Source organism: Actinomadura rubrisoli (assembly GCF_004349215.1).
Classification (GTDB): Bacteria; Actinomycetota; Actinomycetes; order Streptosporangiales; family Streptosporangiaceae; genus Spirillospora; species Spirillospora rubrisoli.
In genome coordinates, this window is the sequence record NZ_SMKU01000076.1 from 17,677 (window position 1) to 30,654 (window position 12,978).

Below are 12,978 nucleotides of genomic sequence, written 5' to 3' on the forward strand. Positions count from 1 at the left end.
GCCGACGGCAAGGGGTCGGTCAAAGCGCCCACCGCCGCCCGCGCGCGTCTCCACCATGGAGAGCACCTGGTATCCCCGAGAGGACTTCGGCGTGCTCAAGACCTGGATGATCGCGGACTACCTGCGCCCCTACACGCAATGGCGGATCAACCGGGCGGACCCGTGCGACGACGGCCGCAACGCCCGCGCCGCGATCGGCCTCATCGACGCCGCCGCGTACGTGATGCAGCTGGACGACGACGAGCCCGTCATCGTCCGCATGGCCATCGCCGGATGCTTCGCCAGGGGCCACTTCGATCCGGGCCCGGAAGGCGAGGCACTCATCCGCCGCTGGCACTACGACGAGGCCGTGGCCGGGCCCGCCGAGCTCTTCCAGGCCGTCGCCGCGTCCGCCGAACGGGTCCTGCGGCCCGAGCCGGGCCCGCGCGCCGACCGTGGCGGCCGGCCGGTGGCGGTCACCTCCGGCACCGGTCGCGGCCCGGCCCTCCCGCGTCCGCGCGAGGGCGAGGCCGCTCCGGCGTGATCTGGGCGAAGCGGGCCGGCTACACCGGCTCGTCGCCGGGCTTCCACTTGATGCCACAGCCGAGGCTCGGCGTGTGCGGCTCCGGGACCGCTTTGCCGGCCAGCACCAGGTCCAGCGCGGCGCGGAGCGAGGAACCGTCCACGGGCAGGTCGTTCTTCGGACGGGCGCCGTCGAACTCGCCCCGGTAGGCCAGCCGCCGGTCGCCGTCGTAGAGGAAGAAGTCCGGCGTGCAGGCGGCGCGGTAGGCCCGGGCGGTGTCCTGCGTTTCGTCGACCAGGTAGGGGAACGCGAACCCGGCCCGCGCGGCCTGCTCGCGCAGGTGCCCGGCGTCGTCGTCGGGGTACCGGACCACGTCGTTGCTGCCGATGCCGACGGTGGCCACCCCCTTCGCGGCGTATTCGGCGGTGAGCGCGCCGATGCCCCGCTCGATGCGGCGGACGTACGGGCAGTGGTTGGACAGGAAGACCACGAGCAGGGCGGGGGCGTCGGGGAAGTCCTCGTCCGAGACGGTGGCGCCTTCCACGGACGCGAGCCGGAACGGCGGGATGGGGGAGCCGAGGGGGACCATGAACGATGCGATCGCCATGCGCCCATTGTCGAACACCTTCGGCGAACCGGTCGCTTGCCAGGGGTGCGGCGCGGCGGCGCGGGAGCACCCGAAACAGGTGCTGAGCGCCGACATCAACCGTTTCGCCGCGCGGCCATATCCGGCCTTCGCCGCGCAGCCTCGCCGGACAGCGGGAACCCGCGCCGCCCTCTTGTTCGGCACGCCGTGACGGCGGCGCGGTTGGGGTCCCCGTCGCCGCGGACCGGGGCCCAAGGGCCCTGACGTCGGCGGATTCCCCGCCCCTACCTTTGCGGGATCGATTCGTTGTTCACGCAGGGCGGGCAGGTCGTCCCGGAGGCGAGATGAAGGCTGGGGCCAAGGTCGCCCAGATGGTGCTGATCACGGTGGTGACCGCCGGTGTGGCGGTCACCGGCATCGTCACGGCGTCGCGGGACGGCCAGGGGACGCCCGCCGGACGGGTCGCGTCCGAGGCGAAGGGGGAGCGGGAGGGGCAGCCTTGCAGGATCGACAGGGTCGCCCGGGACGGAAGGTTCGTCCGCACCACCTACGTCTGGGAGGACGGGGCGCCCTGGCGCGTGTCGGCGTCCGGACCGGGCATGCTGCGGGACCGGTGGACGACCTCCGTCGCGAGCACGGTGAGCGGCACCCCGGGCGCAACCGAGGAGAGCCTTAAGGCCGCGCTCGGGTTCTCTCCGACCCGGACCAAGCCCGTCACCATCCGCTATGCGCGCGCGCTCAAGGAGCGACGGCACTACACCCTCCGCATCGGGAGGGGATTCAAGCAGTACGGCTTCGACGTGTACGACCGATGGGGCGAACTGCACGCCGCCGGATCCGATTTCTCCTGCGGCCCCCTGCACGAGGCCGGAGCCCCCTACCGGTTCGCCTACGTCGGCAGGGGGACGGCCTCGGACTTCTGGACCCTCACCTACAGATGGACGGTCGCCGGGAGCACGTGATCCAGGCGGACCTACATCGTCACCAAGCTCGACCCGAAGTGCGCCGAGATCCTCGGCGTACTGCGCGCCAACATCGCCCAGGCCGTCCGCCTGGGCCTCCGGTCACTCCTCGTCAGTGGGTTCGTCCTGCGCGTCGGGGTCGTCCTCGGGGGCGCGGCCGATGGGGCCGCTGATCGCGGCGATCGGCTTGTCGAGGCGCTCGCCGGAGCCGTCCCGGCGGCCGAGCGGGGCGTTGAGGGTGGCCGGCCTGCCGTTGGCGGCGGCGGCGCGCAGCGGGGTCGGGGCCGCCCACGCCTGGAGCAGGACGTCCTCGCCCTTGAGGAAGCGGTGCGCGCGGACGCCGCCCGTCGCGCGGCCCTTGGCCGGGAAGTCGGCGAAGTCGGCCAGCTTGATCGCGCCGGTCTGGGTGCCGGGCAGCGCCGAGGACGAGCCGGAGACCGTGATCACCCGGGCCTCGCGGTCGGGGTCGAGGGCGCCGAACCACAGGACGCGGGCGTCGGCGCCCAGCTTGACGCCGGCCATGCCGCCGGCGAGGCGCCCCTGCGGGCGGACGTTGGACGCGGCGTAGTGCAGGAGCTGGGCGTCGCTGGTGATGAAGACCAGGTGCTGGTCGTCGGACAGGAGCTGGACGGCGCCGACGACCCGGTCGCCCTCCTTGAGCCCGATCACCTCGAAGTCGTCGCGGTTGGCGGGGAAATCGGGCACGACCCGTTTGACCACGCCCTGCGCGGTGCCCAGGGCCAGGCCGCCGCCCGCGTCGTCCAGCGCGGTGATGCCGATGACCGTCTCGTCCGGTTCGAGGTCGACGTACTCGGTGACCGGGGCGCCTCCGGCCAGGGACGGCGGCGTGGCCGAGGGCGGGAGGGTCGGCAGGTCCAGGACGTCGACGCGGATCAGCCGCCCGAGGGAGGTGACCGCGCCGACCTGGGCGCGCGCCGTCGTGGGGACGACGGAGATCAGTACGTCGTGCGCGGTGCGGGGGCCGCTGTCGGGCAGCGGGTCGGCTCCGTGGGTGCGGGCCAGCAGGCCGGTGGACGACAGCAGGGCGGTGCACGGGTCGTCGGCCACCTCCAGCGGGACCGCGGCCGTCGCGGCGTGGCCGGACTGCTCCAGCAGGATGGTGCGGCGCGGGGTGGCGAACTCGGCGGCGACCTCGCCGAGCTCCTTGGACACGACGCCGCGCAGCTTCTTCTCCGACTCCAGGATCGCGGTCAGCTTGGCGATCTCCTTGGCGAGCTGCTCCTTCTCCTTCTCCAGCTCCAGCCGGTCGTAGCGGGTCAGGCGGCGCAGCGGGGTGTCGAGGATGTACTGCGCCTGGATCTCCGACAGCTCGAAGATCTGCATGAGGCGCTGCTTGGCCTGGGACGCGTCGTCGCTCTGCCGGATGACCTGGATGACCTCGTCGATGTTGAGGAGGGCGACCAGGAGGCCCTCGACGAGGTGCAGGCGGTCCTCGCGCTTGCGGCGGCGGTGCAGGGACCGGCGGCGGACGACGTCGATGCGGTGGTCGACGTAGACGTGGAGCATGTCGCGCAGCCCGAGGGTGCGGGGCTGGCCGTCGACGAGCGCGACGTTGTTGATGCCGAAGGTCTCCTCCATCGGCGTCAGCCGGTAGAGGTCGGCCAGCACGGCCTCGGGGTTGAACCCGTTCTTGATCTCGATGACCAGGCGGAGGCCGACGTTGCGGTCGGTGAGGTCCTTCAGGTCGGCGATGCCCTGGATCTTCTTGGCGTTGACCAGTTCCTTGATCTTGGCCTTGACGCGCTCGGGGCCGACGGCGTACGGCAGCTCGCTGACGACGATGCCCTTGCGGCGCGGCGTGACGTTCTCGATGGACGTCGTGGCGCGGGTGCGGAACGTCCCCCGGCCGCGCTCGTAGGCGTCGCGGACGCCCTCCAGGCCGACGATCTTGCCGCCGGTGGGCAGGTCGGGGCCCGGGACGAAGCGCATCAGGTCGTCCAGCGTCGCCTCGGGGTGGTCGATCAGGTGCCGGGCGGCGGCGATGACCTCGCCGAGGTTGTGCGGGGCCATGTTGGTGGCCATGCCGACGGCGATGCCGGACGCGCCGTTCACCAGCAGGTTGGGGAACGCGGCGGGCAGGACCTCGGGCTCGGTCTCCTGGCCGTCGTAGTTCGGCCGGAAGTCGACGGTGTCCTCGTCGATGGAGGTGACCATCAGCATCGCCGCGCGCGACAGCCGGGCCTCGGTGTACCGCATCGCGGCGGGCAGGTCGTCGCCGCCGAGCGAGCCGAAGTTGCCGTGCCCGTCGACCAGCGGCATCCGCATCGCCCACGGCTGGGCCATCCGCACCATCGCGTCGTAGATCGCGCTGTCGCCGTGCGGATGCAGCTTGCCCATGACCTCGCCGACGACGCGGGCGCACTTGACGTGCCCTCGGTCGGGCCGCAGGCCCATCTCGTTCATCGAGTACAGGATCCGGCGCTGGACGGGCTTCAGCCCGTCGCGCGCGTCCGGAAGCGCCCGCTGGTAGATGACCGAGTAGGCGTACTCAAGGTAGCTGCCGCGCATCTCCTCGGAGACATCGACGTCGATGATGTTCTCTTCGAAGTCCGGCGGCGGGGGAGGGGCTTGGGATCCGCGTCGTGCCATGAGCACATTGTGGCCGGTCCCTGGGACATCTTGCGCCCGCCCCACCGGACGGGCCGCCGATTGGTGCCGTTCCGTCATCCGATCCGGTCAGCGCCCATGACAGATTGGTGCCGGACGGATTCGCTTGCGGCCCCTGCGGCCGCGTCCCCGGCGGAGGTTACCTTGAGCGCCCTGGCCGACTTCCAGAACTCGATCTACCTGCGGGGACTCGGTGACGTGCTGCCCGCGCTGCCCACCGACACCACCCGGCTGGAGGGGCTCGCGGAGGGCGTCCTGTCGGCTCGGGCGTTCGGGTACGTGGCGGGAGCGGCGGGCAGCGAGGCGACCGCCCGCGCCAATCGCGCCGCGTTCGACAAATGGCGGATCGTCCCAAGGATGCTGCGGGACGTCGCCGATCGGGACCTGTCGGTGGACGTTCTCGGCACCGCGATGCCGTCCCCGATCCTGCTCGCGCCCGTCGGCGTCCAGTCCATCTTCCATCCGGACGGGGAACTGGCCGTGGCGCGGGCGGCGGCGGCCACCGGGCTCACGATGGTGCTGAGCACGGCGGCCTCCTACTCGATGGAGGACGTCGCGTCCGCCGGCGGCGACGGCTCACGCTGGTACCAGCTGTACTGGCCCAAGGACCGCGACCTCGCCGTCAGCTTCCTGGAGAGGGCCAAGGCGGCGGGCTACACAACCCTCGTCGTCACCCTCGACACGTTCACGCTGGCGTGGCGTCCGCGCGACCTCGACCGGGCATACCTGCCGTTCCTGCGCGGCATCGGCGTCGCCAACTACTTCAGCGACCCCGTCTTCCAGCGCGCGGTCGGCGGGCCGGTCACCGCCGCCAACCGCGACGCCGCCCTCCTGCACTGGGTCGCCACCTTCGGCGACCCGTCGCTGACCTGGGACGACCTGGCCTTCCTGCGCGAGCACTGGGACGGGCCGATCGCGCTCAAGGGCATCCAGCATCCAGACGACGCGCGCCGGGCGGTGCACGCCGGAATGGACGGTGTGATCGTCTCCAACCACGGCGGACGGCAGGTGGACGGCGCGATCGCGTCCCTGGACGCGCTGCCCGGCGTGGCCGAGGCGGTCGGCGGCCAGGCCACCGTGCTGTTCGACAGCGGCATCCGGACGGGCGCCGACGTCGTCAAGGCCCTCGCGCTCGGCGCAAGGGCGGTCCTGGTCGGGCGCCCGTACGTCTACGGGCTGGCGCTGGGCGGCGAGGCAGGCGTCCAGCACGTCTTGCGCTGCGTCCAGGCGGACCTGGAGTTGACCATGGCCCTGTCGGGCGTCAGCCGCCCGGACCAGTTGAGCCCTGAGAACCTGGCGATCACCTAACGGGTGGCCACTGGCGGCGACCCGCGCCGCGAGAGACGTCTGCGGTCTGCTCACATCGTGGAATTAGTAAGTGCTAGCTTAATATTATGGCGAGCGGCGGGTCGGACGTGCCGATGGAGGACGCGGCGGAGATCAGGCACGCGGTGATGCTCCTGGCGCGCCGGCTGAGGACGGCCGGACCGCCGGAGAGCCTCAGCGGCAACAAGCTCGCCGTGCTCGGCCACCTGTACCGGCGCGGGCCGAGCGCGGCCGGGGAGGTCGCGGCGGCGGAGGGACAGCGCCCCCAGTCCCTCACCCGCGTCTTCGCCGAACTGGAGGAGGACGGTCTGATCACGCGGTCGCGCGACGAGGCCGACAGGCGCCAGGCCGTCCTCGCCCTCACCCAGGCCGGGCTGGACGCGCTCCGCCGCGACACGGCCCGCCGCGACGCCTGGCTGGCCGAGGCGCTCGGTGGGCTGAGCGGGACCGAGCGCGAACTGCTGCGGCTCGCGGCCCGGCTGATGGAGCGGCTCGGAGATTAGTTCGCGTTCGCTTACCTAGTTTCCCGAGTGGGGGACGGGGTACGGACCTGCGCATGCGCTGGCCCGAACACGCCATCTGGTGGCATGTCTACCCGCTCGGCTTCGTCGGCGCCGAACGCGAGGCCCCGCCCATGGAAGGACCCGCCGAGCCGCCCTTGGAAGGATCCGCCGAACCGCGGATCAGCGGGCCGCAGCCCGGCGGGCCGAGGCTGTCCCGGATCTCCGGCTGGCTCGACCACCTGGTGGAGCTCGGCTGCAACGGGCTCGCCCTCGGCCCGGTCTTCGCGTCCGAGACCCACGGCTACGACACCGTCGACCACTTCCGCGTCGATCCCCGGCTCGGCGGCGAGGCCGACCTGCTGCGCCTGTTCGAGGAGGCGTCGGGACGCGGCGTGCGGGTGCTGCTCGACGGAGTGTTCAACCACGTCGGCCGGGGCTTCCCCGCGTTCGCCGACGTCGCGGCCCGCGGGCGGGAGTCCCCGTACGCGGGATGGTTCGACTCCGACGGCCAGGGCGAGTTCCGCACCTTCGAGGGCCACCACCGGCTCGTCGCGTTCAACCACGCCGAGCCCCAGGTCGCCGACTACGTCACCGACGTCATGACCCACTGGCTGGAGCGCGGCGTAGACGGCTGGCGTCTCGACGCCGCGTACGCCGTCCCCGCGACGTTCTGGAGGACGGTCACCGAACGCGTCCGCGCGCGCTTCCCCGACGCATGGCTGGTCGGAGAGGTCATCCACGGCGACTACGTGGACTCGGTCGAACGGACCGGATTCGACTCGGTCACCCAGTACGAGCTGTGGAAGGCCATCTGGAGCTCCCTCAACGACCGCAACCTGTTCGAGCTGGCCTGGGCGCTCGGGCGGCACGACGAGATGCTGGCGGCGTTCGTGCCGCAGACCTTCCTGGGCAACCACGACGTGACCCGGATCGCCAGCCGTCTCACCGATGAGCGGCATCTGGCGCATGCGCTCGTCGTCCTGCTGACGGTCGGGGGCGTCCCGTCCATCTACGCCGGTGACGAATTCGGGTTCCGCGGTGTGAAGGAAGACCGGGAGGGCGGCGACGATGCGATCCGGCCCGCCTTCCCTGCGCGTCCCGAGGAAGCGTCCGGTCATGGCTGGCCCTACCACCGGCTCCACCAGGACCTCATCGGTCTGCGGCGGCGTCACCCCTGGCTCGTCCACGCGCGCACCACTGTGGCGACGTTGACGAACACGACGCTCTCGTACACGGTGGGCGAGGGCACCGATCGCCTGGCGGTCGTGCTGAACCTGGCCGAAGAGCCGGCCAAGGTGGCCTTGCCCTCCGCAGGGTGGAGCCGCATCGCGGGCGAGGCGACCTTCTCGGCGGACGGGGCCGTCGTCCCCGCCGCCGGATGGGCGGTGGCGGAGCCGGCCGTCCTGTGACAGGGGCCCGGGTCAGCGGCGGGCCAGAACCAGGGCGCCGCGCTTGGTGACCGGGAGCGGCGTGCGGAGCCGTCCGGCGGCCTCGGCGGCCTGGTCCCGGGGCATCCGCCGGGCCACCAGGTAGTCGCGCACGGCCGTCCGGTCGGGAAGCGTGATCAGCGGCGCGTCCCACCGCTCCACCTCGACGTCCCCGAACACCTCGCAGACCTGCGCGGGCGCCTCCTCCGCGTCGAACGGGGTGGGCTCGGGACGCCAGACGGGGGCCAGCTCCGGGCTGTCGGTCCGGCAGATCGCGGAGACCAGCAGGAGCCCGCCCGGGGCGAGCACCCGGCGGGCCTCGCGGAGCGCGACGCGCGGATCGTCCAGATGCCACAGCATGTTCACGGCCACGGCGGCGTCGAACGCCCCGTCCCGGAAGGGCAGCCGCGCCGCGTCGGCCCGCATGGACGGTCCCGGATGGGCGCGCAGCATGGTGGCGGACGCGTCCAGCCCCACCAGGCGGAACGGCGGCGCCCCGGGGAGCGCGTCGTTCAGGGCGCCCTCCCCGCAGCCGATGTCCAGGACGCGCCGGGCCGCGGAGTGCAGCAGCTTCGAGGCGACGTGCTCATGCAGGCTCCGCGCCCCGATCAGGTACATCCGGGTCACCCGCGAGGCGAGGCGGAAGCGCTCCGGGTCGGCGTCGTAGTCGGGCGTCACGGCCATGCCTGGAGTCTGCCCACCGGGCCGCCGGGAAAGCGTTGCCCTGCTCCAGGCGCGCGCGCGGGCGGGCGCGGACAGCAGCGGGCGGGCTCAGGCCGTCGTGCCGCCGTCGATGACCATGTCGTGGCCGACGACGAAGCTCGACTCGTCCGAGGCCAGCCACAGCACGGCCTCGGCGACCTCGGCCGGGTCGCTCGCCCGGCCGGCGGGGACGGCCGTCCGCAGCCGGGCGTCGCGGTCGGCGCGGCTCTCGCCGGGACGGAACGACATGGGCGTGTCGCTCGCGCCGGGACTGATCGCGTTGATGCGGACCCCGTCGGCGATGTGATCGCGGGCGGCGGTGCGGGTCAGGACGCTCACCCCAGCCTTGGACGCGGCGTAGGCGCTCATCCCGGGCCGGCGGCCGTGCGCGCCGATGTTGGACGCGGCGTTGACGATCGCGCCGCCGCCGTGCTCCCGCATATGGGCGATCTCGTGCTTCATCGAGAGGAAGACGCCGGTCAGGTTCACGTTGAGGACGTCCGCCCAGACGTCGTCGGGGAGATCGGCGACGGGGGCGACGGCGCCGAAGATCCCGGCGTTGTTGAACGCGACGTGGAGGCCGCCGTGGCGCTCGGCGACGGTCCCGACCATGCGGGCGGCGTCCGACGGGACGGTCACGTCCGCGACGACGTGGTCGACACGGCCGCTCGCGGCGGCGGCCTCGATCTCCTTGGCCGCCCCGTCCAGCGCGGCGGCGTCCCGTCCGGCGAGGACCACGGTGGCGCCCTCGCGCGCGAAGGCGAGCGCGGTGGCGCGGGCGATCGTCCCGCCGCCGCCGGTGATGAGGACGACCTTGCCGTCGAAACGTGCGGTCATGAGGGGCTTCCTGCCTTCGCGGTTCAGAGCTGGGGACGTGCGGCGGGGACCGGCGCGCGGTCGAGGTCCAGCGCGTCCAGCACCGCTCCGTCCGCCGCGAGGGCCTCCACGACCGGGCCGCGGCGGGCCGACCACACGATCACGATATGCCCGTGCCGGGGGACGTCCAGCAGCCGCTTGCCGACCCGGACCCGCGCGACCTCCGCCGAGACCCGCAGCCGCGCCTCGTTCACCCACTTCGCGCCCCAGGGCAGGAGCCGGTTGGCGTTGCGGACCGTCCGGCCCGACCCGTACTTCTGGAGATAGCGTCCCATCTCGCCGGACGAGCGCCGCGCCAGGGGCTCCTCGGGCGCCGAACCGCCGGCGCCGCCGAGCTCCATCCACTCCCCGTCGCGGCGGTGGAACGTCCAGCCCTCGATGAACGCCGACGCCCCCGGCGGCCCGTCCCCCCACTGGTGTAGGAACGTGACAACAGCGACGTCGCCGTCCTTGTCGAGGCCGAGCGGAAGGTAGTCCCGTCCCTCATCGAAGGTGTCGGGCGCGGGGTCCGGCAGGCCGTCCCGCAGGAGCCGCAGGCACTCCTCGTGCACCTCGTGGTCGTTCATGTCCGGGACCTCTGATCGTGCAGGCAGGGCAAGGGGCCCTCTCGTGAGAGGGCCCCGTCGTCTGACTCACTCTAGAGGTCCGGCTCGTCTGGTTTCACCCGTCTGGCGCACTCCAGTCGGCGCGTTGCCACCTGTCCTTCACCTGGGCGTCGACATGCCGCTCAGGCGTTCCGTCCCGCCGCCGAGCCCCTCCGCTCCGCCCCGCGGACGGGACGGGACGGACGGGACGGCGCGGGCGGCGAGGACCCCGCACAGGACCGCCAGCGGCACCTCCAGCCCGGCGGCCAGGGCGAGCGCCACCGTCCGCTCCGCCCCGGGCGTGGCGGTCATCACATCGAACCAGGCGTCGGCCAGGAGGAGGGCACCGGTGGCGGCCGCCAGCAGACCGTGACGGGCGTCCCGGCGGGTGAACAGCACGCCCGTCCCGAGCAGTCCGGCGGCCAGCATCACATCCAGCCCCACCCACGCCGCCGACCAGTTGGACACCTGCTTCGTGGACGGCAGGGTGCTCGCGAGCATCCCGATCCACGGAACCAGCACGACGCCGCCGCCGATCAAGCCCCATCCGAGCCACCGTCCGCGCAGAGCCCGCACCCGCAGCGGCATCCGCGGCGGCCGAGGGACGGCGCTCGGAGCGGCCACGGGCGGAGGGGAGGCGGTACCGGGCGTGCGCACGAGCCTGACGGCGTGGCGGGGCTCGGGCCGGCCGGGGGCGCCGGTCCCGCGATGGGCGGGACGGGAACCGAACGGGGCAGTGCTGGCGACCATGGGGGACTCCCTGCGGCTTACGGGCGAGTTCGGCGAACCGAGCCGCCGGCGGAGCGACACCCGCTCCTCAGGTGCCGGCTCCAGCCTCACCCGGCGAAGGGCCCCCCGGCAGTAGCGCCCCTATCCGACTTGGGGTGGCACTAAGTTCACCCCGACCCGGATGCACGGTTCATGGCCGCACCTCATCTGGGGCAATACGGTTGCGTCATGGCATCCAGCACCCCGGCCCGGCGTGCCCGCGCGCGCGCTCCGTGGTCCTTGGCGGCGTGGCGCGACACCGCGTTCGTCGCCTCAGGGGTGCCGCTGCAGTTCGCCGGCTGGACCATCCTCGGCTCGCTCTGGGCGATCTGGGCCCCGGTGAACGCGACCCCGGTCATGATCCTCGCGTTCGCGTCGATCGTCCTGGTGCTGCTGGCGCTGCGCCCACTGACCTCCTGGCAGCGGGAGCGCTGCTGGGCGATGCTCGGCCTGGACATCCCGCCCATGCCGGACTTCGACGACGGGCGCCCCTGGGACCCGCTGCGGAACCTCCGATCGCCCGAGCTGTGGCGCGTCCTGCGCTACCACCTGGTGGTGGGACCGTTCCTGGCGTTCGGAGGGCTCGCCACCATCGCGGCGTGGGCGGGCGGCCTGATCCTCGCGACCACCGGCACGTACGCCTGGGCGCTGCCCGACCGCAGCCCGCTCGGACTGGTGGACAAGACCCACGTCGTCCGCGTCGGGCTCCTCACCGTGACCGGCGTCCTCCTGCTGGCCGCCGCGCCGTGGGTGGCCGCCGCGGTGCGCCGCGCGGACGCCCGCGCCGCCGTCGTGCTCCTCGGCCCCGACCGCGCCAAGGAGCTGGAGCGGCGCGTCGAGGACCTCGCGGAGAAGCGCGCCAGCGTCGTGGACGCCGCCGACATCGAGCGCCGCCGCATCGAACGCGACCTGCACGACGGCGCCCAGCAGCGCCTCGTCTCGCTCGCCCTGAACCTCGGCCTGGCCCGCGAGACCCTCACCGGCGTGCCGGACGAGGCGATGCAGGTGATCGTCGAGGCGCACGAAGAGGCCAAGGAGGCGCTGACCGAGCTGCGCAACCTGATCCGCGGCCTGCACCCCGCCGTCCTGGAGGACCGCGGTCTCGACGCCGCGCTGTCGGGTGTCGCCGCGCGGGTGCCCCTGCCTGTCCGGCTGCGCGTGGACGTGGAGCCCCGTGCCACGTCCACCGTCGAGGCCGTCGCCTACTTCGTCGTCTCCGAGGCCCTCACCAACGTCGTCAAGCACGCGCGCGCGGACGGCGTCGACATCTCGGTCACGCGGCGCGGCGACGTGCTGCGCGTGACCGTCGCCGACGACGGGGTGGGCGGCGCCGACCCGTCCGGCGGCACCGGGTTGCTCGGGCTCGCCCGCCGCGTCCAGTCCGTTGACGGTACGTTCCGGATCACGAGTCCCGCCGGGGGGCCGACGACCGTCACCGTGGAGTTGCCGTGCGCATTGTGATCGCCGAGGACTCGGTCCTGCTGCGAGCCGGGCTGATCAAGCTGCTGGAGACCTCGGGCTTCGAGGTGGTCGCGGCGGTCGGAGAGGCCGAGGGCCTGTTGGCGGCCGTCCGCGCGCACCGTCCGGACGCGGCGATCGTGGACGTGCGGATGCCGCCCGGCTACACCGACGAGGGCGTCAGGGCCGCGCTGGTCATGCGGCAGGAGGCGCCCGAGGTCGCGGTGCTGCTGCTGTCGCAGTACGTGGAGGAGCGGTACGCGGCCGACCTGCTGTCGATCAGCACCAGCGGCATCGGCTACCTGCTCAAGGACCGGGTCGCGGACGTGTCGGGCTTCCTGGACGCGCTGCGCCGGGTCGCCGCGGGCGGCACCGCCCTGGACCCGGAGGTCGTCTCGCAGCTCCTGCTGCGACGGCACAACGACCCGCTCGACCGGCTCACGCCGCGGGAGAAGGAGGTGCTGTCGCTGATGGCGGAGGGCCGCTCCAACGCGGGCATCGCCGCCAAGATGATCGTGAGTGAGAGCGCCGTCGCCAAGCACATCAACAGCATCTTCGCCAAGCTCGACCTCCCCCACGCCGAAGGCGACCACCGCCGCGTCCTCGCCGTCCTCCGCTTCCTGGGCGGCGACACATGACCGCCGCCGGTACCCCCG

General features: G+C 73.0%; 14 protein-coding genes. 8 read left to right on the forward strand and 6 right to left on the reverse strand.

Translation table 11 applies throughout. From position 1 onward, the window contains the following. The first annotated feature begins 55 nt into the window (after nt 1-55). Nucleotides 56-523, forward strand: coding sequence for a hypothetical protein (locus tag E1298_RS16775; RefSeq protein WP_131894217.1), 468 nt, complete (start codon nt 56-58; stop codon nt 521-523). Nucleotides 524-542: 19 nt separating this feature from the next. On the opposite strand, the gene E1298_RS16780 is transcribed toward E1298_RS16775, so the two are convergent. Then, nucleotides 543-1,109, reverse strand: a complete 567-nt coding sequence (locus E1298_RS16780; protein WP_131894219.1) for a thioredoxin family protein — start codon at nt 1,107-1,109, stop codon at nt 543-545. Here E1298_RS16780 and E1298_RS16785 point away from each other — a divergent pair. After that, the gene (locus tag E1298_RS16785; protein WP_131894221.1) at nt 1,090-1,299 is read left to right on the forward strand and encodes a hypothetical protein; all 210 of its coding nucleotides are present in this window, start codon (nt 1,090-1,092) and stop codon (nt 1,297-1,299) included. The genes E1298_RS16780 and E1298_RS16785 overlap by 20 nt on opposite strands. A gap of 133 nt (nt 1,300-1,432) precedes the next feature. Beyond that, a complete protein-coding gene (locus E1298_RS16790) occupies nt 1,433-2,050 on the forward strand; it encodes a hypothetical protein (protein ID WP_131894223.1) in 618 nt (205 codons plus the stop codon). Between the two features lie 102 nt (nt 2,051-2,152). Here the strand turns inward: E1298_RS16790 and E1298_RS16795 are convergent, their stop codons facing one another. Next, complete coding sequence (locus E1298_RS16795) at nt 2,153-4,660, reverse strand: DNA gyrase/topoisomerase IV subunit A (protein ID WP_131894225.1); 2,508 nt, start codon at nt 4,658-4,660, stop codon at nt 2,153-2,155. Nucleotides 4,661-4,822: 162 nt separating this feature from the next. Here E1298_RS16795 and E1298_RS16800 point away from each other — a divergent pair, with 162 nt between their 5' ends. From E1298_RS16800 to E1298_RS16810, 3 genes are all read left to right on the forward strand, one after another. Continuing rightward, on the forward strand, nt 4,823-5,986 hold the full coding sequence (locus E1298_RS16800) for a lactate 2-monooxygenase (protein WP_131894227.1): 1,164 nt from the start codon (nt 4,823-4,825) through the stop codon (nt 5,984-5,986). A gap of 86 nt (nt 5,987-6,072) precedes the next feature. Next, nucleotides 6,073-6,507 (forward strand): MarR family winged helix-turn-helix transcriptional regulator, encoded by a 435-nt coding sequence (locus E1298_RS16805; protein WP_207944672.1) that lies wholly within the window; start codon nt 6,073-6,075, stop codon nt 6,505-6,507. Nucleotides 6,508-6,560: 53 nt separating this feature from the next. Continuing rightward, complete coding sequence (locus tag E1298_RS16810) at nt 6,561-7,916, forward strand: alpha-amylase family protein (protein ID WP_131894229.1); 1,356 nt, start codon at nt 6,561-6,563, stop codon at nt 7,914-7,916. A 12-nt stretch (nt 7,917-7,928) separates the two neighbouring features. Here E1298_RS16810 and E1298_RS16815 read toward each other — a convergent pair whose 3' ends face one another. From E1298_RS16815 to E1298_RS49500, 4 genes are all read right to left on the reverse strand, one after another. Next, complete coding sequence (locus E1298_RS16815; protein ID WP_131894231.1) at nt 7,929-8,618, reverse strand: class I SAM-dependent methyltransferase; 690 nt, start codon at nt 8,616-8,618, stop codon at nt 7,929-7,931. A gap of 87 nt (nt 8,619-8,705) precedes the next feature. After that, nucleotides 8,706-9,473 carry an SDR family NAD(P)-dependent oxidoreductase gene (locus E1298_RS16820; RefSeq protein WP_131894233.1) on the reverse strand — a complete coding sequence of 256 codons (768 nt, stop codon included), beginning with the start codon at nt 9,471-9,473 and terminating at the stop codon, nt 8,706-8,708. Nucleotides 9,474-9,496: 23 nt separating this feature from the next. Continuing rightward, nucleotides 9,497-10,078, reverse strand: coding sequence for a hypothetical protein (locus E1298_RS16825; protein ID WP_131894235.1), 582 nt, complete (start codon nt 10,076-10,078; stop codon nt 9,497-9,499). A 138-nt stretch (nt 10,079-10,216) separates the two neighbouring features. After that, complete coding sequence (locus tag E1298_RS49500; protein ID WP_207944673.1) at nt 10,217-10,846, reverse strand: hypothetical protein; 630 nt, start codon at nt 10,844-10,846, stop codon at nt 10,217-10,219. Nucleotides 10,847-11,053: 207 nt separating this feature from the next. Here E1298_RS49500 and E1298_RS16835 point away from each other — a divergent pair, with 207 nt between their 5' ends. After that, nucleotides 11,054-12,325: a sensor histidine kinase gene (locus E1298_RS16835; protein ID WP_131894237.1), complete on the forward strand. Its 1,272-nt coding sequence runs from the start codon at nt 11,054-11,056 to the stop codon at nt 12,323-12,325. Next, nucleotides 12,313-12,960 carry a response regulator gene (locus E1298_RS16840; RefSeq protein ID WP_131894239.1) on the forward strand — a complete coding sequence of 216 codons (648 nt, stop codon included), beginning with the start codon at nt 12,313-12,315 and terminating at the stop codon, nt 12,958-12,960. The genes E1298_RS16835 and E1298_RS16840 overlap by 13 nt, the downstream gene beginning before the upstream one ends. The last annotated feature ends 18 nt before the right edge of the window (nt 12,961-12,978 follow it).